At 63.6% G+C, this 26,243-nt stretch carries 24 protein-coding genes; 7 read left to right on the top strand and 17 right to left on the bottom strand.

The genetic code is table 11. The features are described 5' to 3' along the window. Together AC4NN3_RS01435 and AC4NN3_RS01430 are read right to left on the bottom strand one after the other, a co-directional pair. Nucleotides 1-1,539, bottom strand: a 1,539-nt coding sequence (locus AC4NN3_RS01435) for a DEAD/DEAH box helicase (RefSeq protein ID WP_491925369.1), incomplete at its 3' end; no start/stop codon positions are given. 411 nt (nucleotides 1,540-1,950) lie between these two features. Next, entirely contained in the window at nucleotides 1,951-2,523 is a 573-nt protein-coding gene (locus AC4NN3_RS01430; protein WP_491925368.1) for a metallophosphoesterase, read from the bottom strand. Nucleotides 2,524-2,571: 48 nt separating this feature from the next. Here AC4NN3_RS01430 and AC4NN3_RS01425 point away from each other — a divergent pair, with 48 nt between their 5' ends. Next, nucleotides 2,572-3,249: a hypothetical protein gene (locus tag AC4NN3_RS01425; RefSeq protein WP_491925367.1), complete on the top strand. Its 678-nt coding sequence runs from the start codon at nucleotides 2,572-2,574 to the stop codon at nucleotides 3,247-3,249. Nucleotides 3,250-3,484: 235 nt separating this feature from the next. On the opposite strand, the gene smc is transcribed toward AC4NN3_RS01425, so the two are convergent. The 3 genes from smc to AC4NN3_RS01410 all read right to left on the bottom strand — a co-directional run bounded on the left by smc (nucleotide 3,485) and on the right by AC4NN3_RS01410 (nucleotide 8,474). Beyond that, nucleotides 3,485-6,949 (bottom strand): chromosome segregation protein SMC, encoded by a 3,465-nt coding sequence (smc, locus tag AC4NN3_RS01420; RefSeq protein WP_491925366.1) that lies wholly within the window; start codon nucleotides 6,947-6,949, stop codon nucleotides 3,485-3,487. A gap of 111 nt (nucleotides 6,950-7,060) precedes the next feature. Continuing rightward, nucleotides 7,061-7,870, bottom strand: a complete 810-nt coding sequence (locus AC4NN3_RS01415) for a thioredoxin domain-containing protein (RefSeq protein WP_491925365.1) — start codon at nucleotides 7,868-7,870, stop codon at nucleotides 7,061-7,063. A gap of 88 nt (nucleotides 7,871-7,958) precedes the next feature. Next, nucleotides 7,959-8,474 (bottom strand): DUF721 domain-containing protein, encoded by a 516-nt coding sequence (locus AC4NN3_RS01410; protein ID WP_491925364.1) that lies wholly within the window; start codon nucleotides 8,472-8,474, stop codon nucleotides 7,959-7,961. Nucleotides 8,475-8,543: 69 nt separating this feature from the next. On the opposite strand from AC4NN3_RS01410, the gene mutY reads away from it, so the two are divergent. Beyond that, entirely contained in the window at nucleotides 8,544-9,596 is a 1,053-nt protein-coding gene (gene mutY, locus AC4NN3_RS01405) for an A/G-specific adenine glycosylase (RefSeq protein WP_491925363.1), read from the top strand. Between the two features lie 45 nt (nucleotides 9,597-9,641). Here mutY and AC4NN3_RS01400 read toward each other — a convergent pair whose 3' ends face one another. Beyond that, the gene (locus AC4NN3_RS01400) at nucleotides 9,642-10,535 is read right to left on the bottom strand and encodes an AraC family transcriptional regulator (RefSeq protein ID WP_491925362.1); all 894 of its coding nucleotides are present in this window, start codon (nucleotides 10,533-10,535) and stop codon (nucleotides 9,642-9,644) included. 137 nt (nucleotides 10,536-10,672) lie between these two features. On the opposite strand from AC4NN3_RS01400, the gene AC4NN3_RS01395 reads away from it, so the two are divergent. Continuing rightward, nucleotides 10,673-11,428 (top strand): SDR family NAD(P)-dependent oxidoreductase, encoded by a 756-nt coding sequence (locus tag AC4NN3_RS01395; RefSeq protein ID WP_491925361.1) that lies wholly within the window; start codon nucleotides 10,673-10,675, stop codon nucleotides 11,426-11,428. A 151-nt stretch (nucleotides 11,429-11,579) separates the two neighbouring features. Here the strand turns inward: AC4NN3_RS01395 and AC4NN3_RS01390 are convergent, their stop codons facing one another. The 4 genes from AC4NN3_RS01390 to rnhB form a co-directional block, all read right to left on the bottom strand. Further along, nucleotides 11,580-12,557: a zinc-binding dehydrogenase gene (locus AC4NN3_RS01390; protein ID WP_491925360.1), complete on the bottom strand. Its 978-nt coding sequence runs from the start codon at nucleotides 12,555-12,557 to the stop codon at nucleotides 11,580-11,582. 52 nt (nucleotides 12,558-12,609) lie between these two features. Then, nucleotides 12,610-13,200, bottom strand: coding sequence for a TetR/AcrR family transcriptional regulator (locus AC4NN3_RS01385; RefSeq protein ID WP_491925359.1), 591 nt, complete (start codon nucleotides 13,198-13,200; stop codon nucleotides 12,610-12,612). A 174-nt stretch (nucleotides 13,201-13,374) separates the two neighbouring features. Beyond that, a complete protein-coding gene (locus tag AC4NN3_RS01380) occupies nucleotides 13,375-14,490 on the bottom strand; it encodes a site-specific DNA-methyltransferase (RefSeq protein ID WP_491925358.1) in 1,116 nt (371 codons plus the stop codon). Nucleotides 14,491-14,581: 91 nt separating this feature from the next. Continuing rightward, entirely contained in the window at nucleotides 14,582-15,271 is a 690-nt protein-coding gene (gene rnhB, locus AC4NN3_RS01375) for a ribonuclease HII (RefSeq protein WP_491925357.1), read from the bottom strand. A gap of 106 nt (nucleotides 15,272-15,377) precedes the next feature. On the opposite strand from rnhB, the gene AC4NN3_RS01370 reads away from it, so the two are divergent. Further along, a complete protein-coding gene (locus AC4NN3_RS01370) occupies nucleotides 15,378-15,968 on the top strand; it encodes a hypothetical protein (RefSeq protein WP_491925356.1) in 591 nt (196 codons plus the stop codon). A gap of 28 nt (nucleotides 15,969-15,996) precedes the next feature. Then, on the top strand, nucleotides 15,997-16,689 hold the full coding sequence (locus AC4NN3_RS01365; protein WP_491925355.1) for an HAD family hydrolase: 693 nt from the start codon (nucleotides 15,997-15,999) through the stop codon (nucleotides 16,687-16,689). Here the strand turns inward: AC4NN3_RS01365 and AC4NN3_RS01360 are convergent. Next, entirely contained in the window at nucleotides 16,686-17,834 is a 1,149-nt protein-coding gene (locus AC4NN3_RS01360; protein ID WP_491925354.1) for a PA0069 family radical SAM protein, read from the bottom strand. The two genes, AC4NN3_RS01365 and AC4NN3_RS01360, sit on opposite strands and share 4 nt — an antisense overlap. Before the next feature lie 396 nt (nucleotides 17,835-18,230). Here AC4NN3_RS01360 and AC4NN3_RS01355 point away from each other — a divergent pair, with 396 nt between their 5' ends. After that, a complete protein-coding gene (locus AC4NN3_RS01355; RefSeq protein ID WP_491925353.1) occupies nucleotides 18,231-19,703 on the top strand; it encodes an MDR family MFS transporter in 1,473 nt (490 codons plus the stop codon). Between the two features lie 46 nt (nucleotides 19,704-19,749). Here the strand turns inward: AC4NN3_RS01355 and AC4NN3_RS01350 are convergent, their stop codons facing one another. The 6 genes from AC4NN3_RS01350 to AC4NN3_RS01325 form a co-directional block, all read right to left on the bottom strand. Further along, complete coding sequence (locus AC4NN3_RS01350) at nucleotides 19,750-20,742, bottom strand: NAD(P)-dependent alcohol dehydrogenase (RefSeq protein WP_491925352.1); 993 nt, start codon at nucleotides 20,740-20,742, stop codon at nucleotides 19,750-19,752. An 81-nt stretch (nucleotides 20,743-20,823) separates the two neighbouring features. Beyond that, on the bottom strand, nucleotides 20,824-21,048 hold the full coding sequence (locus AC4NN3_RS01345) for a helix-turn-helix transcriptional regulator (RefSeq protein ID WP_491925351.1): 225 nt from the start codon (nucleotides 21,046-21,048) through the stop codon (nucleotides 20,824-20,826). After that, entirely contained in the window at nucleotides 21,048-21,506 is a 459-nt protein-coding gene (locus tag AC4NN3_RS01340) for a hypothetical protein (protein ID WP_491925350.1), read from the bottom strand. The genes AC4NN3_RS01345 and AC4NN3_RS01340 overlap by 1 nt, the downstream gene beginning before the upstream one ends. Nucleotides 21,507-21,709: 203 nt before the next feature. Beyond that, entirely contained in the window at nucleotides 21,710-22,246 is a 537-nt protein-coding gene (gene moaB / locus AC4NN3_RS01335; RefSeq protein WP_491925349.1) for a molybdenum cofactor biosynthesis protein B, read from the bottom strand. Then, entirely contained in the window at nucleotides 22,224-23,552 is a 1,329-nt protein-coding gene (locus AC4NN3_RS01330) for an MFS transporter (RefSeq protein ID WP_491925348.1), read from the bottom strand. Before AC4NN3_RS01330 ends, moaB begins: the two co-directional genes overlap by 23 nt. Before the next feature lie 115 nt (nucleotides 23,553-23,667). After that, complete coding sequence (locus tag AC4NN3_RS01325) at nucleotides 23,668-24,483, bottom strand: uracil-DNA glycosylase (RefSeq protein WP_491925347.1); 816 nt, start codon at nucleotides 24,481-24,483, stop codon at nucleotides 23,668-23,670. 67 nt (nucleotides 24,484-24,550) lie between these two features. Between AC4NN3_RS01325 and AC4NN3_RS01320 the strand changes: the two genes are divergently transcribed. After that, nucleotides 24,551-26,197: an electron transfer flavoprotein-ubiquinone oxidoreductase gene (locus AC4NN3_RS01320; RefSeq protein WP_491925346.1), complete on the top strand. Its 1,647-nt coding sequence runs from the start codon at nucleotides 24,551-24,553 to the stop codon at nucleotides 26,195-26,197. Nucleotides 26,198-26,243 lie beyond the last annotated feature (46 nt).

The following is a 26,243-nucleotide window of genomic DNA, read 5'->3' as shown; positions in this document are numbered from 1 at the left end:
AGAAAAAGCGGAAAATTGCCCGTTCGGGCGGTCCAAACTTCGGGGGCAGGTCAAACAACCGCCCGAGTCTACTTCACGCTGGATAGAAGTTGGGGGCAACGTCACGTCCCCAAGATCTTCAGGGCGCCACTCATCGCAGGTGGTCCGATATACAATGGTGCTCATCCGCGGGAGCAGATTCTCGACGTCGAAATGCTCGAGCCGAGTGGCAAAACCGGTGATGACCTCTTCCCGACGTTCTGCCTGTTTTGACCGCTTTTGCCCTACGACCCGGAGAATTCGGTTCCAGTCCGCATCCTCCGCATAAAGCGCTCTCAACGAAGCGTTGACGTCATCGGCATTAACGTTCGCGATAACGGTGGCGTCGCCGAGATCCGTTCTCATGCGAGTGAACCTCCCGATAAACTGCAGCGTGATGGCTTCGCTTTTATGTTGGTCATGTAGCGCAGCGATTTTTAGCTCGGGAAGGTCGAAGCCCTCACCCAGCATATTCACGCAGACAATGACGTGAGCTTCGTCTGCCCGCAATTTTCGAAGGCTCTCCTGCTTCACAGATTTCGGCATCGTGCTGTAGATGATCTGCGGGTTGGCCTCCGGCATCTCCGCAACGTATCTGGCATGCAGGGCAACGGCGGAAGCTATTGTTCCCACCCGTGCCATAACGAGGTGCTTCAAACCATGCTTGCGATCCGACGCCAGCTGCTCCTTGACCTTCGCGATGATCTTGCCATCGGTATCGTCGCGATTGATCCCGAACGTGGGCAGATAACTGATCGGACGAAATAGCCCGTCCGCCTGTGCCTGGGCCAGTGGATAACTATAGATGTGTTTGCCATCCACCCGCTTCTTGTCGTTTCGATAAGGTGTGGCGGTGAACTGCAGGACGAGCCGCTCGGCGAACAGAGACTTGAATAGCCGCCAGGTGTCGGCGCCCAAGTGATGGGCTTCATCGACAAATAGGTGAGTTGACCAATCCGCAATTTGCCGTTGCAGTGCTTCAGGCATGCCGCTGATAGCACTCATGGTCGTTACAAGGACGTGTGTACGATCGAGCAGATACGTCATGCTTCCCGCATCGTGCGGAGCCGTTCGGAACGTTGTGACAGTCGGCAACAAAGCGCTCGCCTCGAGGCAGCCAGAGCGTTTAAGCAAGCCCAAGCTGAGGAATTTCTCGGAGATTTGGGTTCTCAACGCGTCCGTTGGGACAATGACCACAAGATGCCTGATCTGCTCTGCCACCAGAATGGCAAGCATCGTTTCCGTCTTGCCGGTTCCAGTAGGCAAAACCACAGTGGCGGGCGTTCGATTGACGGTCCAGTGCGCTTGAACTGCATGGATTGCGCCTACTTGAGGCAAACGCATTCCATTGCGGACTACCTCTCCGTCGACGACCTTCTCTTGCAGTATACGAAATTTCCCATCCCAAGATTCAAGGGTTTGGTCGATCAGCGCTACCTGGTCAGAAGGCAAATCAAGCAGGTCAACTGGCTTCGGCAACGTCCATTTGCCCCGGCACGAACCTGCAATAATGGATTCCACCGAGGACGCGTCTTCCACCCTCAAAATTGCATGGTCACCCCGTGTGCTTGTGGCGTTTCCAGATACTACGCCGAAGGAAAACCTGCCTTTGTGAGAGCAACGGAAACCGCCTCCGACGGCACGTGGCGAGCACCTGACTAACAGCGTTTCTTCTGGGGCGTATAAGCGCTTTACTGGGTTCCCTTCTAGCCGACGGAGGAAGTGCACACGCTCAGGCAATTCCAATTCAATGGTTTCATCAAACAAACCTGCCACACCCGCCCCCTCGGAAAATGCCCTCGAGAACTAGGATGCGGTCAATTGGATCGAAATGCAAATTTACCCGAACAATACTTCGTAATTTCAGAGACTTGCTGCTACCGGCCGCACCTCGCAGGAGCATTCCAAGGATAGACCAACACCATGGAGCGCCTAGGATTTGGCTGGGGCGCCGGCGAAATCCCATTCATCAAGCTTTTTCATCCGGTCCTGGATCGCTTTGTAAGTCATTGGCTGAAAGCCCTGGCTGTCCACACCGCAATCCCAGCTTTGGCGGCTGGACGGCAATCGATCGTGACTGTGTCCATGAAAATGGAGGTCACCACTGTGGTAGCCGTTCCACTCTCGAAGCGGGTAATGGCAAAGTACAATCTTGAGACCTGGTGCAACAAGTGTGCGCATTACATCCACGCTGGCCCATGGCAAACCTTGCACCGCCACGCCGTCATGATTGCCGACCAGCAGCCTTTTGATCCCATGCAATTTCCGGAAGACTGATTCAACATAGTCGAACGGCACGTCTTCGCCGGCAAAGTCACCCAGATGCCAAACCGTATCGGTCGGCTTCACCCAAGCGTTCCAGTTGGCAATGATTTCCTGGTCATGGATTTGGATAGTCGCCTGCGGCCGCATAGCAAATTCGAGGATGCCGGCGTGACCGAAGTGCGTGTCGCCGATGAAATGATGTGTGTGATCGATTTCGGTGAGGTCCGCCGCTGCAGTCATTTTCTCATTCCCTGAATCAGCAAAGCCAACCTTAGCGCAGCACTACAAATGACTGAACGTGCCTTCATAGCAAGGTCTGTGCTCAATTCCGCCCTTGTCTGCATGCCGACCTGGTTCCTTGCTGATGCCACCTTCATGGTTGAATCCACGATGGAGATTACAATGACGCCAGATCCACAGGATTTGCCACCCTTCGAAGTCCCCGAGGAGATCTACTCCTGCCGGGTGCACGACCTCTATGATGTCGCCATCCTACCCGGCGGCGGGACGATGCCAAACGGGCAGCGTCGAGCGGGTTTCCGAGCTCAGGTGAAATGGCTCTCCGCCAATGCCGATAAAGAGCAGTGCTTCGAAGTCGCCTATGGTGTCAGCTGCTATACCGACAGCATTCACGTTTCCAGAGAGCATCCAAATGAGCTGGCGTTCCGGCCCTATCCCATGGACCAAGAGACCTTTGGTGAGTATGCGAGCGCATGGCGGTCGGCCGGCGTCGAGGAACTGGTGGAAAGCCTGAAGCTCGAAATCTGCCAACACCGGCTACTGGAGCTTGTTGATCAGTGGCGTTGGGCTTTCACCGCCGATCACCTTCCCCGTCAGCAGGAACTGATCGAGGACATGGCCTTCTTCGTTGATCAAACCATGACCGCGCTGATGACCCAGTTCCCGGACGTGGAACACTTGTTTCCCATCCACCTGCCCGAGCCATTGGCTGGCCCGGGGATGTAATTGGGCACGGCGATCTCACCTTTGCGGTGTTTTTGACCAATCCAGCGCCGATATACGCGCTCGATGACGCCAATATCGAGCGTTTTTGCAACCTGTTCGGCTGCATGCGCCAGCGCACCATTACGCGCTCATAGTAATCGATGCAGAGTCATTGTCGTTGGAAAGGGGCTGGGTACCCATGTGCAACTTATGAGTCCCTCAGTTGCAGTTTATGCTTCCATGTGCAGGTTATGGTTCACTGCACACAACCCGCCTCAAGAAACGTCGCCGCTGTCGTCAAATCCACCGAGACCAGCTGGCTGACGCCGCGTTCGGCCATGGTGACGCCGAACAGGCGGTCGACCCGGCTCATGGTGATCGGGTTGTGGGTGATCACCATGAAGCGCGTATTGGTGCGCTGGCGCATGGAATCGAGCAGATTGCAGAAGCGCTCGACATTGGCGTCGTCGAGCGGCGCATCGACCTCGTCGAGCACGCAGATCGGCGCCGGATTGGTGAGGAACACGGCAAAAATCAGGCTCATGGCGGTCAGCGCCTGCTCGCCGCCCGACAGCAGCGTCATGGTCTGCGGCTTCTTGCCGGGCGGCCGGGCGATGATTTCGAGCCCCGCTTCGAGCGGATCATCGCTTTCCACAAAGGTCAGCTCGGCAGTGCCGCCGCCGAACAGGGTGGTGAACAGCTCCTGGAAATGCACATTGACCTTTATGAAGGCCTCGTTGAGCCGGGCACGGCCCTCGCGGTTGAGCGAGGAAATGCCGGTGCGCAGCTTGGCAATGGCCTCGATCAGGTCGGTCTTGTCCTTGACCATGAGGTCCAGCTTCGCCTGAACCTCGCCCGCCTCCTTTTCTGCCGACAGGTTCACCCCGCCCAGCCGCTCGCGCTCGGCCTTGAGCCGCTCCACCTTCTGCTCGGTCGCGGCCTCTGCGGGCAGGGCTTCCTCGGGACGAATGCCCGAGGCTTCCAGCGTCTTGGAGGCGGGAATGTCGAGGGTCTCCTCAATCTGTCGCTCGATCTGCTGGCGCTGCACGATAAAACCCTTGCCGCGCTCCTCGATCCGCGTGAGCTCGATCCGCGCATTGGCCAGCGTCTCGCTCGCGGCGCGCAGCGCCTTGTCCGCCTCGCGCAGCACGGTCTGGGCCAGGTTGAAGCGGTCGCCGGCGGCCTGGTGGTCAAGTTTGGCCGTCTCGATCTGATCGTCCAGCTGCGCCCGGCGGGCGGCAAAGCCATCCGGGGTCTGGCTGGAGGCGGCCAGCTGGGCGCTGACCTCGGCGCTGCGCTGGTCAAGCGTGGCCAGCTGCGCCAGGGCGCTGTTGCGGCGGCGGGTCCAGCTCTCGCTGTCGCGCTGCAACTGGGCCAGCCGGCTGTCGCGCAGCCGCGCCGCATTTTCAAAGCCGCCCAGCCTGAGCCGGGCCTGGTCGGCCCGCTCACGCGCCGCCACGAGCACGGCCTGTTTCTCCTCGGCGAGCCGCGCCGCATCGTCCTCGGTGCCCGCATCGGCCAGAGCGCGCTGCGCTGCCTCATGCTGGGCCTGCGCTTCGGCCAGGCTGGCGCCCAGCCGCATGCGGGCCTCTTCCAGCGTGGTCTGCCGCGTGGTGAGATCGCCAATGGCGCGCTGCGCCGAATCGACCTCGGTCTGCGCCGCGCCAATGGCGTGCTGCGCTGCGCGCCAGGCCTCGCGCTCTTGCCGTTCGGCGTGGCGGGCAGCTTCGAGCGCCGCGATCAGGCCATCGACATCGCGCTTCCAGCCATTGCGCTCGCCTTTGGTCTGGGCAATTTCGGCATCGAGTTCGCTGAGCCGATTGCGCTGTGCCAGCCGCTGCGCCGCCGCACTGGGGGCATCGGCGGCGGCGATGAAGCCGTCCCAGCGCCACACCGCGCCCTCCAGCGTCACCAGCCGCTGGCCCGGCTTGAGCGCATGCATAAGGCTGGGGCCATCCACCGCATGGATCAGCCCGATCTGGTCGAGCCGGCGCTTGAGCAGGGCGCTGCCGGTAACATAGCGGCTGAGCGGTTCGGCCGCCTGGGGCAAAGCGGCGTCATCGCTGTGATCGACCGGCACCGACCAGTGCATCGGTGCGCCGGCATCCGAACTGGCCTCGAGATCATCGCCGAGCGCAGCGCCCAGGGCGGTCTCGTAGCCCGGCGCCACCTTGAGTTCATCGACAATGGCCGGCCACAGGCTCGCGCCGACATTGAGCATCTTGCCCAGCGTCGCCGCCTCTGCCTCGAGCCGGTTGAGCGCGGCATCGATCTCGGCGAGCTTGGGCCGCGCCGCATCCAGCCTGGCCTGGGCTTCAGTGGAAATCTCTTCGGCCGCAATGGCCGCCTGTTCGGTCTCGGTCGTCCGCTCCTGGGCAAAGGCCAGCGCCGCGCGTTTGAGGCTGAGCGTCTCGTCGGCATCGAGGCGGGCAGCAATCGTCCCGGCCTCCGCGTCGACCTCGGCCAGCTGCTGGCCCAGCCGCGCCGTGCGGTCGGCCGCATCGGCGGCGCTGCGCGCGGCCTGGTCGCGCCGGGCGCGCACCTCGGCCAGGGCATCGGCAGCGGCGCGCGCTGCGGCTTCCGCCGTGTCGACATCGGCCCGGGCACTGTCTGCCGCCTGCCGCGCCACGTCGAAATCGGTCTGGGCCTCTTCGCCCTCGTCCTGCAGCCGGGCCAGTTCTTCTTCGTTGAATTCGAGCGTGGTCTCGCTTTCGGCCACCAACTCGCGTTCGCGTTCACCGTCGGCCACCAGCTGGCGGATGCGGTCTTCCAGTTCGGCCTGGCGCTGGCCGGCGCGCCGGCTTTCCTCGGCCAGCTGTTCGGCCAGGATCGTATAGCGCTGCAGCACCGCCCCGGTCACCGCCTCGCGCTCGCGCAGTGGCTGGACGGCCGCATCGGCCGCCTCAAGCGCCTTCTGCGCCGCGATCTCGAGATGGGTGGCATCGGCCAGTTCGCGGATCAGAACGGCCTGCTGCGCCGCGGTTTCCTGCTCGGCATAGCGGGCGGCGACCCAGCGGATATGAAACAGCGTCGCCTCGGCGCGGCGGATATCGCCGCTCAGCGCCCGATAGCGCGTAGCCAGCCGCGCCTGGCGCTTGAGGGTTTCGAGCTGGCTCTCGACCTGGGCGATGATGTCATCGACCCGTTCGAGATTGGTCTCGGCCGCGCGCAGCCGCAATTCGGCCTCGTGCCGGCGCGAATGCAGCCCGGATATCCCGGCAGCCTCTTCCAGCAGGGCCCGCCGGGCGGTCGGCTTGGCCGAGATCAGCTCGCCGATCTGCCCCTGCCGCACCATGGCGGGCGAATGGGCGCCCGTGGACGCATCGGCAAACAGCAGTTGCACGTCGCGGGCACGCACTTCCTTGCCATTGACGCGATAGACCGAGCCGGCCTCGCGCTCGATACGGCGGGTGACTTCGAGAATATCGGCATGGTTAAGGGCGGTGGGGGCGGTGCGATCGGAATTGTCGAGCACCAGCGTGACTTCTGCCGAATTGCGCGCCGGCCTGTTGCCCGAGCCGGAAAAGATCACGTCATCCATGCCCGAGGCGCGCATCGCCTTGTACGAGCTTTCGCCCATCACCCAGCGCATGGCTTCGACGAGGTTGGACTTGCCGCAGCCATTGGGCCCGACAATGCCGGTCAGCCCCGGCTCCATGACCAGGGTGGTTTCGTCGCTGAACGACTTGAAGCCATGCAGCCGGAGGCGGGAGAATTTCACGTCGAACCGTCCCACAGGGCAAATCGCGCCAGTGGCGCGATTTGCGGTGAGAAGGCCATAAGAGCTACGCTCGCTTGGCGCGCTACCCGGGCAGCGCTGCCAGAGATTGGCTTACTGCGCAGGGGCAGCCGGTGCCATGGCATCGGGTGTGGCCGGGGCCATCGCGCCGCCAGCAGGCGCTGCGGCTGGCTCAGCGGGGGTAACGGTAGTGGCAGCAGGTGTGTCGGCAGCGGGAACAGCCGGGGTAGCGGCGCCCGTGGTCGCGACAAAGTCAGCCGGCACCAGCGGGTCGATCTCGGCCGCCAGTTCCTCGAGCGTCTTGTCGCCACTAAGCGTCTTGCCATTGACATAGAATGTCGGGGTTCCCGAAAGGCCGAATTCGTTGAGTGCCTGATCCCGCACCGCTTCCATCCCGGTAAACAGGGCCTGATTCGTCAATGCGGCATCGAAAGTTTCCTGGGTAAAGCCCAGCTGCTTGGCGATTTCGAGGATCGCGTCGCGCGGCGCTTCCGAGGTGGCCCAGGTGGTCTGCGTCTTGAAGAAGGTCGAGACCACGTTGTGGTAGTTGTCCGGACCGGCAGCTTCCGCCAGCATGAACACGGCCGCATCGAGCACATTGCGCACGAAGGGCCGGGTGATCAGGCGCACCTTGCCGGTATCGACATAGGCCGCAATGAAGCCGGGCAGCACGTCATTGGAGAAGGTGGCGCAGTGCGGGCAGGTGGGCGAAGCATATTCGATCACTGTCACCGGCGCGGTCTCGCTGCCCTGGGCATGGTCGACATAGTCACCGGCGGGCGCCATCAGCTTGTCGACGGCGACCATGTCGCCTTCTGCAGCATTGGCGGTGGCGACCCCACACAGGCTCAGAGCCGATGCGGCAACGGCCAGCCTAAGGGTGTCACGACGGGTAAAATTCACAGCTAACGCTCCTGTTTTCATTTCGGCGACACTACACGGGACAATTGTGGGAGCAAGTGGGCATGACTATCACTGCTGGGTGAACGCACTATCCGCTATTGCGCTCCGCCCGGCTCGATAGCGCATGGCCCAGCGTCCGCAGCGCCTCGCGTAGTTCGGCATTGTCCACCTCGGCCAGTTGCGCCGCCACCTTGGCCTGCACATCCGGGCTGTGCTGAAATACAGCCTCGTCCTTCTTGCCTGAACCAGGGGTGAATGCCTCGGGCGACAGGCGCACCGATCCCACCAGCACGAAGCCGAAATAGCGGTTGATCGCCGCGGCTATCTTGTCGCCCTCATGCGATATCGCCAGCGCATGGCCGGGCACGCAGCGCAGCACCAGCGTCGCCCCTTCTGCGCTGCGCTCGCCACGCGGCCAGCTCAGCTTGTCGGGAATGGCCACCGTGTCATAGGGCTTGGGCGCCATCACCGACCAGTGGGTGATGATATCCCGGCTGGCAAAGCCGCGCTTCTTCAGCACCGGATCGAGCGCACCCGCCAGCACATCGGCCACGCTCATGGTCCGGTTGCGGCGTTTCGGTTCGGGGAGGTCGTCTTTGGCCATGGGCTGGGCAGTGACACTGTGGGGTGAGGGACTTGCGCGTTGCCCTGTCCTACTCCAAATCTGCCTGCCATGCATCTCCCCAATCCCGCCCCCATCGACGCCGCTGCAGTACTCGCCTGGTATGATCGCCATGCCCGCGATCTGCCCTGGCGCATCGCGCCCAAGGATCGGGCCGCTGGAAAGCACCCCGATCCCTACCGGGTCTGGCTAAGCGAGGTCATGCTGCAGCAGACCACGGTGGCCACCGTCAAAAGCTATTTCATCCGCTTCACCAGCCTCTGGCCCACGGTGTTCGGTCTGGCCGCAGCGCCGCTGGATTCCGTGCTCAAGGAATGGGCCGGCCTGGGCTATTATGCCCGCGCTAGGAACCTCCATGCCTGCGCCCAGGCCGTGGTCAATGACCACGCAGGGGTTTTTCCCAGAACGTCGGAAGGCCTGCAGACCCTGCCAGGCATCGGCGCCTATACCAGCGCAGCCATTGCCGCCATCTGCTTTGATGAACCCATTGCCGTGCTCGATGGCAATCTCGACCGCGTGCTGGCGCGCTACTATGCCCTCGATGTACCGGTGCGCGAGGCCAAGGACGAACTGCGCGCAGCGCTGCAGGCCTCGGTGCCCGCTCGCGCCGGCGATTTCGCCCAGGCCATGATGGACCTGGGCGCCACCATCTGCGCCCCGCGCGCCGCCGCCTGCCTGCTGTGCCCGATCCAGCAGGGCTGCCTTGCGACCCGGCAGCGGGATCCGACCCTCTATCCGATCAAGCCGGCCAAGGCTGACCGCCCGGTGCGCAAAGGCCACGCCTTCGTCATGCTTGATAGCCATGGCGACGTCTATCTGCAGAGCCGGCCGCCCAAGGGCCTGCTCGGCGGCATGACCGAAGTGCCGGGATCCGACTGGGGCGCCGACCTGGCCGAAGTCGCCTATCCGCTGCGGGCAGACTGGGCCCATCGCGGCCAGGTGATCCACATCTTCACCCACTTCCGCCTCGAGCTCGACGTCTGGTCGGCGCAAGTGCCGGCCGAAACGCTCGATGGCGGCTGGTGGGCCGAACCCGCCGCCCTCAAGGGCGAAGCCCTGCCGACGCTGTTCCGGAAAGTGCTGGCTGCAGCAGGGCTGGAATAGGGGCGCCGCGCGGTCTTTTGCGGGTGATTGCCGAAACAACGCTGTCTAGGCAGAGGAGCGCGCAGGCGATCGGCTCGATCTTAAGTCTCGAGCTGGCGATTGTCCGAATAGCCGGCCATATTCGCGGGTAAATTGCGGGATGCTTTCATATCCCACCGCGTAGGCGGCGTTACTGATGGACGCGCCCTCGGCCATCATCATCCTGCGCGCTTCGATAAGACGGAGCTGTTTTTGAAATTGCAGCGGCGTCAGGGATGTCACCGCCCGGAAATGAGCATGGAAGGATGACACGCCCATGCCTGCCGCTTTTGCAAGCTGCTCCACCGGTAACAATTCGGCATGGCGCGCGCGAATAATCGCCACCGCACGACCGATACGCTGAACATGGCTGTCGGTGACACCAAGGGCCCTGATGGCGCCACCATGCTGCCCACAGAGCAGCCAGTAGTGGAGCTCTCGCATAAGCTGGTCCTGTAGAACCGACAAGGAGGCCGGGCGATCGATCAGACGCATCAGGCGTAGGGCCGCGTCAGCCACCTCTGCATCGGTAGGATCGACACGAACCGGCCGGCCAGCGACGAATGGCGAAGAGCCCATCTCAGCGACCAGCGTCGCGATGATGCTCGGATTCAATTGGACGATCAGGGAATAGTAGGGTCTGGCCGCATTGGCCCGGGTGATCTGGCTAACGGTGGGAACATCGGCAGTGATGAGCAGCGAATCCCCAGCACCGAAGTCGTAGGTGTCGCTCCCTTGCGTAACGCGCTTGCTGCCCTGCAAAACCAACGCGACCATGGGCGAATTGATGGCAAACTGAAGGGCGGTCGGGACCAGTTCTCGAACAATCGTCAGGCCTTGTATGGGTGTCTTGGCAATTCCAACCTCATCGGTGTGGATCGATACAAATCGATGGACGGCGTCGAGCAGGGTGTTCACCATCACAAAGCTCTAATGCCAAGAACTCACGATCACAACCGGCGTTGGAGGATTAGGCAAGAGAAGTCGAGTTTCGAGCAACCAGCGCGCCTCCCGTTACGCCATAACGCCTTCCATAAATCGAACGGAAGGACATCTGCATGACAACCATTTCCATCGTAACAGGCGGCAGCCGCGGCCTGGGTCGGAACACGGCCCTCAACATCGCCCGCATGGGCGGCGACGTCATCTTGACCTATCGCAACGGGCAGGAAAATGCCCAGCGCGTGGTTGCCGAGATAGCCGCTCTGGGTCGCCAGGCTGTGGCACTACAGCTCGACACCGGTATCGTGGCAAGCTTCCCCGCCTTCGTCGAAACGCTGCGCGCGACCCTTGTTTCCACCTGGAAACGTGACGGTTTCGATCACCTCGTCAACAATGCCGGGCATGGTGAGATGGCAGCACTTGTAGAGACAACCGAGGCCCAGTTTGACTCTCTTTTCGCTGTTCATGTGAAGGGAGTATTCTTCCTCACCCAGGCACTGCTGCCGCTCATGGTCGATGGCGGGCGGATAGTGAATTTTTCGAGCGGGCTGACCCGCGTTTCCAATCCGGGCTTTTCAGCTTACTCCGCTGCCAAAGGCGCCGTCGAAATCATGACCCTCTATATGGCCAAGGAGCTGGGTAGCCGCGGCATTACCGCCAATACCATTGCACCTGGCGCGATTGAGACGGATTTTCTGGGCGGTGCTGTGCGCGATACGCCGGCCTATAACGAGGCCTTTGCCGCCATGATCGCCCTGGGCCGCGTGGGGTTGCCGGACGATGTCGGCCCGGCCGTTGCCAGCCTGCTGCAGCCCTCCAACCGCTGGGTCACCGCCCAGCGGATCGAAGTCTCGGGTGGCCAAAACATCTAGTCTACCGCCAGGGACGGTCGTTGCGTCGAAGGCGACGACCGATAACGGCTGTTCGGCAGTCCCGTCTTCCTGGCCATAGCCAGCAGGGCACCTAAGAGGCACCTGGACGGCACAACCGCGGGGGCCCGCCTTTGTGGCGAGCCCCTTTGCCTTACGCCCGCAGCAGGATTTTGCCGGCACGGCCGGACGCCTGGGCAGCGTCCATGGCATGGGCGGCATCGGCGAGGTCAAAGATCCCGCCCACGGGTAGTGGCAGCTTGCCGGCCACGGCCAGGGTGATCAGTTCGCTGATTAGCATGCCCTTTTTGTCGGCTGCCATGGCCGTGCTGACCTTGGAACCCCAGAAGCCCTTGATGGTGATCTGCTTGAAGATGATCGGGCCCGAGACGATCGGCATGGGCGCGCCGGTCGCCGTGCCGAAGATCACCAGCGCGCCATCATTGCCCAGCACCTCGATGAGGCCGGCGCCGATCGCGCCACCCACCGAATCCACCGCCGCCCGGGCGCCATCGGGGCCGGTGATTGCCTTGACCTGGTCGATCCAGTCACTGTCGGACGTCACCACGACGTGGTGCATGCCCAGCGCCGTCAGCTCGGCCACTGCCTCCGGGCGCCGCACCAGATTGACCAGCTTGATGCCGTGCTCGGCGGCCAAGGCGGCCAGCACCTTGCCCACTGCGCCATTGGCGGCGGTCTGCACGATCCAGTCGTCCTTTTTGACATTGAGGCTGTCGAGCAGCGAAATCGCGCTGAACGGCATGGCGACCAGCTGGGCAGCCGTTTCGTCGGCGATGGCGTCGGGCAGGGGCACGATGCCAAGGGCCGGGGCGATGAAATACTCCGCCCAGGTGCCGTTGCTGCCCGCCGTCGCCACGCGCTGGCCGACCAGCGCCGCATCGACGCCGGCGCCCACGGCATCCACCGTGCCGACCGCCTCGGTGCCGCCAATGGCGGGCAATGTCGGCTTGTAGCCATAGCTGCCGCGCGTGGTCCACAGATCGTGATTGTGGATCGGCGACAGGATGGTGCGGATGCGCACCTGGCCCTTGCCGGGCTGGGGCTGGGGTACGTCACCGAGCTTTGTGACGTCTGAAGGATTGCCGAAAGTCTCATAAATGGCTGCGCGCATGGCGAGCTCCTGTGTTGAGGTGATGATGAAGGGAAAGGGGTAGCGGGAACGCTCAGGGCAGAAAGCGCTGCCTGGTATCGGCAAGGGCATCGTGCAGAGCCCGCTCGGATCGACCCAGTTTGGCCAGCACTGCGGCCCCCAGCCACTGGCCGTAAAGCAGGCGCGCCGCCTGAGCCGGATCGGCCAGCGGCCGGATCGAGCCATCGGCGATGCCCTCGGCCAGTAGGCGCTCAAGCCGGGCAACCAGTTGGCCGATTCCGTCATCGACAATGCGCCGCATGTCCTCGGAGAGATCGGCAATTTCGCTGGCCAGCTTGACCACGAGGCAAGTCTCGGCAATCGAGGGCGCGCCCTCACTGGCCAGCCAGGCCTGGCAATAGCGCATCAGCCGCTCACTGCCCGGCTGCGGCGCCGCGACCAGGCCATCCATGCGCACCAGATAATCGGCGACATAGTCCTGCAGCAGGACGCAGCCAAACGCCTCCTTGGAGGCAAAGTAATGGTAAAACGACCCCTTGGGCACGCCGCTGGCCGCCAGCAATTCTGTCAGCCCCATGCCGGTAAACCCCACCCTGAGCACCAGCCCGCGCCCCGTATCAAGGATGCGCTGGCGGGTCTGGTCAGATTTGCGGGGCTCGGTCATGGCTCCAGTATAATGCAGAATAGACCGGTCGTCTAGTAGATGGCAAGTTTTGAGCGCCGTTGGTCCTCTTCTGGTGGCCAGAGCGGGCTGACCAGAGGAGGAAGAGTCCAAACAAAAAGGCCACCGGGGCAAACCGGTGGCCTAAGTGAGAAGCCTGATGATTGGAGGTCAGGATCAGGCAGACATCAATTCCAGTTGCGCCCGCACATCCGCTCGAAGGAGGTCGATCGGGGCTGTGCGGCCCGCTTGTTCGTGGTGCCAGAAAGTCCACCCGTTGCATGCTTCAGCCCCTTGGACCAAGGCGCCGACCTTGTGGATCGAACCTTGATGGGAGCCGGAGACAAGTGAGCCGTCTGCACGAACCATGGCGAAGTAACGTTTCGTTAAGTCGAAGAGTTGCGTGCCCGGCTCAATTAATCCCTGCTCGATCAGCGACCCGAAGGGAATGCGGACTTCCTTGCGCTTGGGCGTCACCGATTGCAGCGCCTCGAACACGCCCGGGCGGATCGCTGCAATGCGCTTGAGCGCGGCATTGATATAGCTTTCCTCGCGCTCGATGCCGATAAAGTGCCGCCCCAGCTTGCGCGCCACCGCGCCGGTCGTGCCGGTGCCGAAGAAAGGATCGAGGATCACGTCGCCCGGCTTGGTGGTGGCATTGAGGATGCGGAACAGCAGGGCTTCAGGCTTTTGCGTCGGATGCACCTTCTCGTCATCGTCATTCTTGAGCCGCTCGGCCCCGGTGCAGATGGGAAACAGCCAGTCGCTGCGCATCTGCGTATCGTCATTGGCCAGTTTCATGGCTTCATAATTGAAGGTGACGCGGCTCTTCTGGCTCTTGGCCGCCCAGATCAGCGTTTCATGCGCATTGGTAAAGCGCGTGCCACGGAAGTTCGGCATCGGATTGGCCTTGCGCCAGATCACGTCATTGAGCATCCAGTAGTCGAGGTCCTGCAGCGCCGAACCGACCCGGAAAATATTGTGGTAGCTGCCGATCACCCAGAGCGCGCCATCGGGCTTGAGCACCCGGCGCGCCGCGGCCAGCCAGGCGCGGGTGAATTTGTCGTAATGGGCAAAGCTGTCGAACTTGTCCCAGTCATCGTCCACCGCATCGACCTTGCTCTGGTCGGGGCGGGTGAGGCCCTGGTCGAGCTGCAGGTTATAGGGTGGGTCTGCAAAGATCAGGTCGACCGAGCCGGCGGGCAGGGCGTTCATGTGGTCGATGCAATCGCCCACCAGAATGGAATCGATCGGCAGACGCTGTGTCTCTGCCGCGGCTTCAACTGGAGCCATACGCGCGGTACGCAACATATACTTAACCCTAACGCAGTACTAACGGCCCCGTTATAGCGCGCCAGGGTTAATGGAGCGTTTTTTCAAAGGGTTAGCAGGACGTTAAGGCCCCCTCGGGCAGCGTCAGGTCGGCCAGGGCCAGGAGGCGCAGCCGCGCCTCGGCCACCGGTGCAAAGGCTTGCCGATGGTGCCGGCAGGGGCCGTGTTCGCTCAGCGCCGTCATGTGCCGGGCCGTGCCATAGCCCTTGTGCCCGGCAAAGCCGAAGGCCGGTGCGTCGCAGTCCATGACACGGCACATCCGGTCCCGCGTCACCTTGGCGACGATCGAGGCGGCGGCAATCGACACGCTCCGTCCATCCCCGCCGATCAGCGCCAGGCCGGTACAGGGCAGGCCCATCGGCACGTCACGGCCATCGATCAGCACCCGGTCGGGCCGGAGCGAAAGGCTGATGGTCGCCTGGGCCATGGCCCAGAGGGTGGCCCCGCGGATATTGTGGCTGAGGATGATCGAGGGCGGCGCCACCACCACGCTGATCGCCAAAGCCGAGGCCATCACCTGCGCGAACAGGCTCTCGCGCTGTTCTTCGTTAAGTTTCTTGGAATCGTTGAGCCCCGCCGGGATGCGGTCGGGGTCCAGCACCACGGCTGACACCACGACCGGTCCGGCCAGCGGTCCGCGCCCGGCCTCGTCGACGCCGGCCACCACGCGGGCGCCACGGGCCACGAGATCTGCCTCATGGCTATAGTCGGGCGCGGTCTGGACGGGCGAATCGAACATCATGGCCCAACATCGCTTTTGCGGCGATCAAGTCAACATGCCGGGCTGTCGTCGGCGCGCCAGCCTGCTATAGCTGGCGCGCTGGGGGCAGCACCGGGAAACCATATAGATGATTGCACGATTGGGTACCGCCCTTGTCCTGACGCTGGCCGCCGCAATGCCGCTGGCGGCCGAGCCGTTTCACCATCCTTATGGCGAATGGCGCGAATACCACCACGACTGGCTGGCCGTCTGTCCCGATGTCATCGATGAGGATGCGGCCGACTTTTATGGCACTTCCTGCTTTGCCAGCACCAGCAGCCAGGAGCTCAACAGCGCTAATCTGCCGGCCTATCAGCTGACGTTGATGCGCAACCGGCTGACCGGCGAACTCGATGTTGCCGTCACCGTGGCGGCCGATGGCGTCGAGGTCGATACCAGCCGCCCGCTGCGCCTGAGCTTTGCCGGCGACAGGACCCAGGCCTATGCCTTCGATAGCGATATCGAGACGCGCTACAATACGACCAACCGCTACTACTTCACCAATCCGGCCCGCAAGCAGGCGCTGATCGAGACCATGAAGCAGCGCAACGCCGTGACCATGATCGTGCCGCTGACCGGCGGCAAGACCGCCAACAAATCCGTCTGGTTGTCGATGCGCGGCGTCACCGCCTCGCTCGACTTCATGGCCAGCTATGCCCGGCGGGTCGCGCAATACTGAAGTCTCCCATGCTTGAACGGAACGACCGATGATCCCGACGCCCGGCGCCGCGCTGCTGTTTGATATCGATGGCACGCTGGCCGATACCGATCCGCTGCACCTGCTGGCCTTCAACCGGGCCTTTGCCCCCTATGGTCAGCAGTTCGACAAGGCCCGCTTTGCCCGCGAACTGCAGGGCCTGGCCAATGTCGATATTGCCGCCAATATCCTGCCCGGCCTGTCCCCAGCCGAGGGCATGGCGGTGCTCGATCATAAGGAGGCGCTGTTCCGCGAACTGGCGGCGACGGAAATCCACGCGGTGCCCGGGCTCTTCGCCTTGCTCAATCTGGCCGATGCCGCTGGCATTGCCATGGCGGCAGTCACCAATGCGCCGCGCGCCAATGCCGAACTGATCCTTGATGGCCTCGGCATCACCCACCGGTTTCAGGCGCTGGTCATTGGTGCCGAACTGGCCCATGGCAAGCCGCACCCGCTGCCCTATCTCGAAGGGCTCCGGTTGCTCGGCGCTGACGCCGCCGTCTCGGTGGCCTTTGAGGATTCGCGTACCGGCATCGCCTCCGCCACCGCGGCGGGCCTCGCTACCATCGGCCTGCGCACCAGCCTCGACAATGCCCCGCTGCGCGCTGCCGGCGCCGTGCTCTCCACCGATGGTTATGACGATCCGGCCGTGCTGGATTTCATTGCCACCCGCCTGCGCATTCCGCTTGGCGCGCCAGCCTAGAACAGGCTCATCTGCGCACTTTCGACCTTGGGCGGCACGAAGAGGTCATTGCGCAGCCCGGGCAGCTTGCCATCGAGCCCATAGCGCTCGCGGCCCTTGTCGAAGCGCTGCCGCAGCAGCGTGGCATAGGGGCCTTCGCCGGTCATGCGGGTGCCAAAGCGGCTGTCATAATCCTTGCCGCCGCGCGTATCGCGCACCAGCGCCAGCACATGGCGCACCCGGTCGGGGAAATGTCGGAGCAGCCATTCGCGGAATACATCGCGCACTTCGCCGGGCAGCCGCAGCAGGATCATCTGCGCGCTGGTGGCGCCCTGCGCCGCCGCCGCATCGAGAATGCGTTCGAGCTCCATGTCATTGATCGCCGGAATCATCGGCGAGGCAAACACCGCCACCGGCACGCCCGCCTCGCTGAGCAGGCGAATGGCTTCGAGCCGCCGGGCAGGGGAGGAGGCGCGCGGCTCCATGCGCCGGCTGAGCTTGTGATCCATCGAGGTCATCGAGATGGCGACCTTGACCAGGCCCAGCTTGGCCAGCTCGGTCAGCAGGTCAAGATCGCGGATAATCAGCGAGGATTTGGTCGTGATCATCACCGGATGCCGGGTCTCCAGCATCACCTCGAGAATGCCGCGCGTCAGCTTGTGCTTGCGCTCGGCCGGTTGATAGGGGTCGGTATTGGTGCCCATGGCAATCGGCTTCACCCGGTAGCTTTTCGCCCCCAGCTCCGCCCGCAGCGCCTCGACCGCATTGGTTTTGACATAGATGTCGCGTTCGAATTCGATGCCGGCCGAATGCCCGAGAAAGGCATGCGTCGGCCGCGCATAGCAATAGGAACAGCCATGCTCGCAGCCGCGATAGGCATTGATCGAGCGCTCGAAGCCGATATCGGGGCTGTCATTGCTGGTGATGATGGTCTTGGCGCGCTCATTGTGTTCCACGGTCTCGAAGATCGACAGCGGCTCGACATTGTCCCAGCCATCATCGAAGCTCTCGCGGGTCTGCTTCTCGAAGCGGCCGCTGCGATTGCTCTGGGCGCCCCGGCCGCGAATACGGCTGACATCGAGCAGTTCGCGCCGCGCCAGATCGGCATCGCGGCTGCGGCTGAGCTGCTCGAGCGCTTCAAAGGACGGGGCTTGATAAAGGGCCATGCAAACGTCTCCTGCCGAACGTGAAGCAGTCGAATCGTGACTGAACAACGCGTCCCAGGATGTAACAGTTCCGCGGGAACAGAACAAGAACAATACCGTGTTTGTTCACCTTTGGTACCAGGATTGCCTACCGCTCGATCAAGGGCACAAGGCAGCTATGTGATGTGACGAATGGACGCTGTCAGTGATCCGGACTATGCCACATCGCTCTGCGGCGCGGCTCCTCGTGAGCTCCGCCGCTAAACCATTTATGTGTTGCCGCGCGAGCCTGGCCGACGGGCTGGTCGATCCAATGCTGACAGGGAATGTCACGCCAGTTGACCACAGTCGTGTCGTTTTTTGCCGCTGCTGCACGTCGTGCTGGCGACACTGCCGAATTTCTCGAGGGATAGCGTTATGACGACCCAGGATACTACAATGGACGGCGCGCCGCCGGACGTCACCGATCATGCCGCGCGCAACAAGCTGGTCATTGCCCTGCTGCTGGGCTCGACCTTTGTCGTCTTCCTCAATGAGACGATGATGAGCGTGGCCATTCCCCAGCTGATGGCCGATCTCAACATCCTGCCCAATATCGCGCAGTGGCTCACCACGGCCTTCCTGCTTACCATGGCCATTGTCATCCCCATTACCGGCTTCCTGCTGCAGCGCATGAACACCCGCCCGGTCTTCATGCTGGCTATGTCGACCTTCACCCTGGGCACCGTTATCTGCGCCGCATCCCCCGGCATCGAACTGCTGATTGTCGGCCGCATCATCCAGGCCGTCGGCACCGCCATCATGATGCCGCTGCTGATGACCACGGTCATGACCCTGGTGCCGCCCGAAACGCGCGGCAAGACCATGGGCAATATCTCCATCGTCATTTCGGTGGCGCCGGCCATCGGCCCCACCATTGGCGGCTTCATCCTGGCCTATCTGGAATGGCGCTGGATGTTCATCCTCATGCTGCCCATCGCCTTGGGCGCCCTGGCCGTGGGCAGCAACCGGATGCAGAACGTCACGACGCCGCGCTATGCCCCGCTCGACATCGCTTCTGTCTTGCTCTCGGCCGTGGGCTTTGGCGGTCTGGTCTATGGCCTGTCCAGCCTGGGCGAGGGCGAGCATGTCGGGGCGGCCTTCCCGCTCTGGCTGCCGCTCGTCGTCGGCCTGGTCGGCATGGCGGTCTTTGTCTGGCGCCAGATCGTGCTGTCGCGGCAGGACAAGGCCCTGCTCGACCTGCGCACCTTCCTGTCGCGCAACTACACCTTTGCCGTGCTGACCATGGCGGTCGCCATGATGGCCCTGTTCGGCACCGTCATCCTGCTGCCCATCTATACCCAGAACGTGCTCGGGCTCGACACGCTGCAGACCGGTCTGTTGCTGCTGCCCGGCGGCCTGCTGATGGGCCTGCTGGCGCCGCCGGTTGGCCGCCTTTATGACCGTATCGGCCCGACCAGGCTGCTGGTGCCCGGCACGGCCCTGGTGTCGGCCGTCCTCTGGGCCCTGACCCGCGTCGACCAGCACACCTCGGTCTGGGCCATCCTGGTCGGCCACATCATCATCAGCATCGGCCTGGCTCTGGTGTTCACGCCACTGTTCACCGCCGCCCTGGGCTCGGTGCGCAAGGAAATGTACTCCCATGGCAGCGCCATCCTCGGCTCGGTGCAGCAGGTAGCCGGCGCCGCAGGCATCGCGCTCTTCGTCGCGCTGATGACCATCCGCACCCAGGCCCTGGCCGGGGCGGGGCTCGAACCGGTCAGCGCCCTGGCCGGCGGCATCCAGCTCGCTTTCCTGGTCGGCGCGGTGATCTCGCTGTTTGCCATCCTCACGGCCTTCTTCGTGCGCAAGCCCGAAGGCGGCGGCATCTCGGGCCACGCCGCCCATTAGCATCAGCGCGTTTCAGGCGGCGCCGGGACCTCCCGGCGCCGCTTTCTCATGATGCGGGCAGGCTCGGCCTTGCCTCCGCCACGGTGATCACGACCGCGCCGCGCTTGCGTCCGCTGTCGACCAGGGCGTGAGCCTCCGCGACGCGCGCCAGCGGCAGCATGCTGTCGATCGTGGCCCGAATTGCACCCGACTGCGCCAGGGACCGGATGGTCTCGAGGTCCGCCAGAGTTTCGGTCGCCATGCCGACAACGATCCGGGGCCCTCGCAAAAGCCCTGCAAGGCCCGCGCGCAGGAACATGCCCCCGCCGGCATCGACAGCCAGCAGGGACGCCCCCGGGGCAGCGATTTTCCGAAACTGGGCGACTGAAACACGGTTGACCGTGTCCATGACCACATCATAGCGCGCGCCGGTCTGTGCGAAATCGGTCGTCTTGTAGTCGATGATGGCGTCAGCACCCAATTCGCGCATCAGGCCCATATTGCCGGTACTGGTCACCGCCGTGACATGGGCGCCGAAATGCCTGGCCAGTTGCACCCCAAAGCACCCCACGGCACCGCTTGCGCCATAGACCAGTACCCGTGCTCCGGGCTGGATTTTGGCGTGCCGCAGAAAGTGCAGCGCCGCTGTTGCGCCGAACGGCAAGGCGGCTGCCTCTTTGAAATCGAGATTGTCCGGCATCGTGATCAGCGCAGCAGTTTCCGGCACGATCTTGTATTCGGCATGGGCACCATAGACCTGCATGCCAAAGACCCGATCACCGACCCTGAACCGGCGCACGTTCCGGCCAATGGCCTCGATCTCGCCAGAGAACTCCGATCCCAGGATGGCGCGCTTGGGCTTGCAGATACCCAGGAAGAGTCTGGCCGGCAGCCAGAAGGCCGCAGGCACACGAAACGCCCTCAGTCGAGCATCGCCGGAGGTCACCGTGGTCGCGACGATGCGCACGAGCACCTCATCTTCTGCGGGCACTGGCTTAGGGATGTTGCGGACGACGACAACGTCGGGCGCGCCATAGGCAGTCTGCACGGCAGCTTGCATGAAACTCTCCAGATTCGAACATGAGGGGGCGTGCGTCCCAGCAGGGCCGGGGCGGCGGGCCTCTTGGGAATGGTTTTGACGTCAGGGCGTGCCGGTTTTCTTCCACTGGAAGACGGCACCGATCTCCACGTCGAAGACCTCGGCAATACGGAACGCTGCTTCCAGAGACGGCGAGTACTTGTTCTGTTCGATTGCGGCGACCGTCTGCCGTGTCATGCCGATCCGGTTTGCCAGTTCCTGCTGGGTCATCTCGCCATGCTCGAAGCGCAGTCGCCGGATGGCATTGCTGATTGGAGGAGGGGACATCAGGCCGCCATCCGGAACAGGACGATCTTGACGCCTTCGCGCACCAGTTCGGTGATGACCATGGTCATGAGGAAACCGTTGGCGAACAGGATCGCCGTGCTCCCGACGGGATCTGCGGGAAAGGCGCTGCGAATGGCGTCGAGATTGAGCAGCCCGCCGATCAGCATGATCGGCACCAGCACTTCGAGCAGCTTGAAGCCGATGCTGTCCGCCCTGGCCTCGATTTGACGTTCGCGTTCATCGGGCGGCGCGTCCAGCGATTGTCGCGCCACAACGGCCAGGGCTATGTTGAGGCTCAGCATGATCGCCACCGACAGGCCCATGCAGATGATGAAAAGGGTACGCAACTCGACGCTATCGATCCGGCCATTGAGCGCGCTGCTCCAGAACACGCTGAAATAGTAGCTCCAGATCACCAGCGTCGTCAGCACTGCGATCCAGGACGTTTTCTCGCGCATCGACATAGCCGCCTACCCTTGTCTGCCATTTCGAACCTAGTATCGAAAATTTCAGACATGATGTAAAGAAAAATATACATTACGTCATGTGCAGATGCCATTTGGCTTGGCAAGTCACCTGTGCGAGGGCGAGCTGCGGCGTCGATCTGACCTTGGGAGGAGCATCGCAAGGGAGGGAGTGATGCAACAGACGTATTGGCGGCCTAGCGTTCGGCCAGCCGCGGCATCAGCTCGACGAAGTTGCAGGGCTTGTGGCGATAGTCGAGCTGGTGGCTGAGAATACCTTCCCAGGCGTCGCGGCAGGCGCCGCGCGAGCCGGGCAGGCAGAACACGAAGGTCGTGCCGATCAGCCCGCCGGTGGCGCGCGACTGCAGCGAACTGGTGCCCACGGTCGTGGCCGAATACTGGTGGAACAGCACCGAAAACCCCTCCATTCGCTTGTCGAACAGCGGCTCGACGGCTTCCGGCGTCACGTCGCGACCGGAAAAGCCGGTGCCGCCCGTGGTCAGGATCACATCCACGCTCGGATCGGCGACAAAGCCCTGTACCGCCTGGCGGATCAGCTGGATATCGTCGCGCACCACCACCCGTGCGGCACAAATGTGCCCATCGGCCTCCAGCAGCGATTTCAGCAGGGCCCCGCCGGTATCGGTCTCGAGCGTGCGGGTGTCCGACACGGCGATGACCGCAATCGACAGCGGCTTGAAGGCGCGGTCCTCAAACCGGTCGGTCTTGAACATCGTTGTTCTCCTCGTCATGCACGCTGGCCAGTTCCTCGGGGACGGGGGCCTCGTCCACATCCATCTCGAAATCCTCCGGATCGGCGCGCGGATCGAGCACGAAGCTTTCCGGCGTCACCTGCCGCTCATTACCCATCGGCTGGAATGGCGCCCGGCCGGCGACATCCACGCTCTTGCGGATCCGCATGCGCAGATAGGCGGTGATCGCCAGCGCGCCGTGGAAGGCGGCTGTCACGATGAACAGCCCCACCGGCGACCAAGCGCCCATGATCAGCGACGCCACGGCCGGCCCGATGGCCAGCCCGATCCCCAGGATCAGCAGCATGCCGCCGGCAATCTTGGCGAATTCGCCATCCTTGGCATAGTCATTGGCATGCGCCACCGCCACGGCATAGATCGGGTTGGCGGCAAAGCCATAGGCGGCAAACAGCACATACATGATCCAGCCCGCTTCCGGGTTGATCAGCACGGTGAGGATCCCGACCAGCGAGGCAAAGCCGGAAAGGCCGATCAGTACGATGCGCCGGTCGATCCGGTCCGACAGCCGGCCGAACGGGATCTGCGCCACCGCGCCCAAGATGGCCGCAATGGCGAACAGCAGCGCGATGCCGCTGGCATCGAGCCCGCGCTGATAGCCATAGACCGGCGCCAGCGTGCCGAAGGATCCATTGGCCATGCCCACGGAAAAGGCCGCGATCGCCGCCACCGGCGAGGTGCGGTAGAGCAGGCCGATATCGATCTTGGCCGATGACAGCGGCCGCGGCTGCGGACTCGAGGTCAGCGCCGTGGGCAGAATGGCGCAGGCAAAGGCGATGGCGCCCAGCACGAAGGGCACGTAGCCGGCGGTACCGGTCACCGACATGGCTACCTGGCCCAGCGTCGAAGCGGCCATGTTGATGGTCACATAGATCGAAAAGATCGTGCCCCGGCTCTTGTTCTCGGCCACCTCGTTGAGCCAGCTCTCCACGATCATCGCCGCCCCGGCAAAGCAGAAGCCACTCAGCGCCCGCAGCACGATCCAGCTGATATCGTTGACCCAGAGCAGGTTGAGCAGGATGGTGATGGTGCCGATCGCCGCCATTACCGAAAAGGCGCGGATATGACCCGCCTTGCGCACCACCATGGGCACGGTGATCGAGCCGGCGACAAAGCCCACCGACCAGCCGGTGCCGATCAGGCCGAGCGCCAACAGCGAAAACCCCTCCTCGGCGCCACGTACCGACAGCAGCAGCCCCTGCAGGCCGCCGCCGAACATCAACAGCGCCGAACCCAGGAACAGGGCGTAGATCTTGATAACGGAGGCCATGACGCTTTCGGCTTTGCGGGGAGGAAACGTGCTGCAAATCACGCAACGGTGACATTAGGGTGGCGTTCGGGCCCCGGTGCAATCAAAAACCGGTCGCGCCGCACGATTTTCCGCCCTAGCCGAGCCCCAGCGCGTCGAGCTTCATCCGCAGGCTGAGCATGTCGGCCCAGGCCTGCTCCTTGGCTGGCGCGTTGCGCAGCAGATAGGCCGGATGCAGCGTCGGAATCGCTTCCACCGTGTGGCTGCCAATACCGAGCGTCGTCCATTTGCCGCGCATCTTGATGATGCCGGTAGTGGTATCGAAAATCGTCTGCATCGCCGGCCCTCCCAGCGTCATCACGATCTTGGGCGCCACCAGCTCCACCTGTCGCTGCAGGAAGGGCTGGCACAGCGCCATTTCCTCTGGCGTCGGCGTGCGGTTGCCCGGCGGCCGCCAGGGCACGGTATTGGCGATATAGACCTTGCTGCGATCCAGCCCGATGGCCGCCAGCATGCGGTCGAGCAGCTGCCCGGATTTGCCGACAAACGGCTTGCCCTGCCGGTCCTCCTCGGCCCCCGGCGCCTCGCCGATCAGCATGACATCGGCCGCCGGATTGCCATCGGCAAACACCAGCTGCGTGGCGCGCAGCTTGAGCCCGCAGCCGTCATAGGCCTCCAGCAGGCCCTGCAGTTCATCAAGCGTCTGCGCCGATGCGGCCAGGCGCCGCGCCTCGGCCGGGTCGCCGCCTAGAATTGGCAGTTCGCGCGCCGGCTCGCCGGTCGCCGGACTGGCCGCCGCATTGGCCACCGCGGTGGGCACCACCCGCGCCGGGGCGCGCTGCGCGAACCGGTCCACCGGCTCTTCGCCCACGGCGATATCGACGCCGGCGGCGCGATACCAATCCAGCACGGCGAGCATTTCGTCGTGATTTAGCGGGTGATCTTGGGTCATGTTCTCTGTTATGTCACAGCCCGTTTGGCGCGGCCAGCCGCGTCCACCAGTCAGGGGCAGTTCCTATATGGCCGAAGCCGGTTCGCGCGAAACCCTTTCGACAGATGTGCTGATCGTCGGCGCCGGTCCGTCCGGCCTGGCTGCCGCCATCCGCCTCAAGCAGCGCCACCCCGAACTGGCGGTGACCGTGGTCGAAAAAGCCGCCGAACTGGGCGGCCACATCCTCTCGGGCGCCGTCATGGATCCGCGCGGGCTGGACGCGCTGATCCCCGACTGGCGCCTCAAGGGCGCCCCGGTCGGCCCCGACGTCACCACCGACACCTATCATTTCCTCACCGCCAAAGCCGATGTCGCCTTTCCCCATGCTTTGCTGCCGCCCCAGCTCAAGACCCCGGGCGGCGTCATTGTCAGCCTGGGCAATCTGGTGCGCTGGCTGGGCGAGCAGGCCACCGAACTGGGCGTCGATATCTTCCCCATGACGGCAGCGGTCGATGTGCTGGGCGGCGGCACCGGCCCGGTGCGCGGCATCATTACCGGCGATCTCGGCCGTGACGCGGCCGGCAATCCCAAGCCCGGCTTTGCCGAAGGCATTGCCCTCGAAGCCAAATATACCCTCATCGCCGAGGGCGCCCGCGGCTCGCTGGCCAAGACCATCATCGCCGATTACCGGCTCGAGCAGCAGCCACAGAAATATGGCCTGGGCATCAAGGAGGTCTGGCAGATTCCCGCCGATCGGCACCGCCCCGGCACGGTCGATCACTATCTGGGTTTCCCCCTCGACAATGCCACGGCCGGCGGCGGCTTCGTCTATCACGCCGAGGACCGCAAGCTCTATGTCGGCCTCGTCACCTATCTCGATTATGCCAATCCCACGCTCTCGCCCTTTGACGAGTTCCAGCGCTTCAAGACGCACAAATCCATCGCGCCCTTGCTCGCAGGCGCCAGCCGCATCAGCTATGGCGCCCGCGCCGTCACCGCCGGCGGCTGGCAGTCCATCCCCTCCTTGGCCTTTGCGGGCGGTGGCCTCATCGGTTGCGCCGCCGGTTTCATGAACGCTCCGCGCCTCAAGGCCATTCACAATGCCATGCTCTCGGGCATCGGCGCCGCCGACGCGGTCGCCGCCGCCATTGCCCAGGGCCGCCAGCACGATGTCATCGCCGACTTCGCCGAGCGCATCATGCAGACCGGCATTGCCGAGGAATTGCAGGCGGTGCGCAACGTAAAGCCGCTCTGGTCGCGCCTGGGCACGATGCTGGGCGTGCTGGCCAGTGGCGTCGAGCTCTGGGCTGTCGCCCTGCTCGGTCGCTCCCTGCTAGGCACATTGTCGCATCGCGGCCCCGATCATGCCGGCCTCAAGCGCAAGGGCGTGCTGCCGGTGCTGAGCTATCCGCGGGCCGACGGCAAGATCAGCTATGATCGTGCCTCCTCGGTCTATCTGGCCAATCTGGCGCATGACGAGGATCAGCCGGTTCACCTCAAGCTGGCCGATCCCGCCGTGCCGATCCGCGACAACCTGCCGGAATATGGCGAGCCGGCGCCGCTTTACTGCCCCGCCGGGGTCTATGAACTGGCCGATGCCGACGGTGCGCCCGTGTTCCGCATCCACGCCGCCAATTGCGTGCACTGCAAGACCTGCGACATCAAGGATCCGGCGCAAAACATCACCTGGGTGCCGCCCGAAGGGGGCAGCGGCCCCAATTACAGCGGCATGTAGGCGCGCCTCCATCACACTCATGGGGGCGCCCTTGCGGTAGCGTCCC

Source organism: Devosia sp. MDV22-iso42, from assembly GCF_058629155.1.
Note: the sequence above shows the minus strand (reverse complement) of the source record. Positions and strands in the feature narration are given on the sequence as shown.

What these genes read in the sequence shown, in the direction of transcription:
- mutY (WP_491925363.1), top strand. Translation starts at nt 8,544, where the DNA reads ATGCATCTCCCCAATCCCGCCCCCATCGACGCCGCTGCAGTACTCGCC.
- AC4NN3_RS01355 (WP_491925353.1), top strand. Translation starts at nt 18,231, where the DNA reads ATGACGACCCAGGATACTACAATGGACGGCGCGCCGCCGGACGTCACC.
- AC4NN3_RS01395 (WP_491925361.1), top strand. Translation starts at nt 10,673, where the DNA reads ATGACAACCATTTCCATCGTAACAGGCGGCAGCCGCGGCCTGGGTCGG.
- AC4NN3_RS01390 (WP_491925360.1), bottom strand. Translation starts at nt 12,557, where the DNA reads ATGCGCGCAGCCATTTATGAGACTTTCGGCAATCCTTCAGACGTCACA.
- AC4NN3_RS01410 (WP_491925364.1), bottom strand. Translation starts at nt 8,474, where the DNA reads ATGGCCAAAGACGACCTCCCCGAACCGAAACGCCGCAACCGGACCATG.
- AC4NN3_RS01360 (WP_491925354.1), bottom strand. Translation starts at nt 17,834, where the DNA reads ATGGCCCTTTATCAAGCCCCGTCCTTTGAAGCGCTCGAGCAGCTCAGC.
- AC4NN3_RS01385 (WP_491925359.1), bottom strand. Translation starts at nt 13,200, where the DNA reads ATGACCGAGCCCCGCAAATCTGACCAGACCCGCCAGCGCATCCTTGAT.
- AC4NN3_RS01330 (WP_491925348.1), bottom strand. Translation starts at nt 23,552, where the DNA reads ATGGCCTCCGTTATCAAGATCTACGCCCTGTTCCTGGGTTCGGCGCTG.
- AC4NN3_RS01325 (WP_491925347.1), bottom strand. Translation starts at nt 24,483, where the DNA reads ATGACCCAAGATCACCCGCTAAATCACGACGAAATGCTCGCCGTGCTG.
- AC4NN3_RS01350 (WP_491925352.1), bottom strand. Translation starts at nt 20,742, where the DNA reads ATGCAAGCTGCCGTGCAGACTGCCTATGGCGCGCCCGACGTTGTCGTC.
- AC4NN3_RS01320 (WP_491925346.1), top strand. Translation starts at nt 24,551, where the DNA reads ATGGCCGAAGCCGGTTCGCGCGAAACCCTTTCGACAGATGTGCTGATC.
- AC4NN3_RS01430 (WP_491925368.1), bottom strand. Translation starts at nt 2,523, where the DNA reads ATGACTGCAGCGGCGGACCTCACCGAAATCGATCACACACATCATTTC.
- AC4NN3_RS01380 (WP_491925358.1), bottom strand. Translation starts at nt 14,490, where the DNA reads ATGGCTCCAGTTGAAGCCGCGGCAGAGACACAGCGTCTGCCGATCGAT.
- AC4NN3_RS01365 (WP_491925355.1), top strand. Translation starts at nt 15,997, where the DNA reads ATGATCCCGACGCCCGGCGCCGCGCTGCTGTTTGATATCGATGGCACG.
- AC4NN3_RS01370 (WP_491925356.1), top strand. Translation starts at nt 15,378, where the DNA reads ATGATTGCACGATTGGGTACCGCCCTTGTCCTGACGCTGGCCGCCGCA.
- moaB (WP_491925349.1), bottom strand. Translation starts at nt 22,246, where the DNA reads ATGTTCAAGACCGACCGGTTTGAGGACCGCGCCTTCAAGCCGCTGTCG.
- AC4NN3_RS01340 (WP_491925350.1), bottom strand. Translation starts at nt 21,506, where the DNA reads ATGCGCGAGAAAACGTCCTGGATCGCAGTGCTGACGACGCTGGTGATC.
- AC4NN3_RS01345 (WP_491925351.1), bottom strand. Translation starts at nt 21,048, where the DNA reads ATGTCCCCTCCTCCAATCAGCAATGCCATCCGGCGACTGCGCTTCGAG.
- rnhB (WP_491925357.1), bottom strand. Translation starts at nt 15,271, where the DNA reads ATGATGTTCGATTCGCCCGTCCAGACCGCGCCCGACTATAGCCATGAG.
- AC4NN3_RS01425 (WP_491925367.1), top strand. Translation starts at nt 2,572, where the DNA reads ATGACTGAACGTGCCTTCATAGCAAGGTCTGTGCTCAATTCCGCCCTT.
- AC4NN3_RS01400 (WP_491925362.1), bottom strand. Translation starts at nt 10,535, where the DNA reads ATGGTGAACACCCTGCTCGACGCCGTCCATCGATTTGTATCGATCCAC.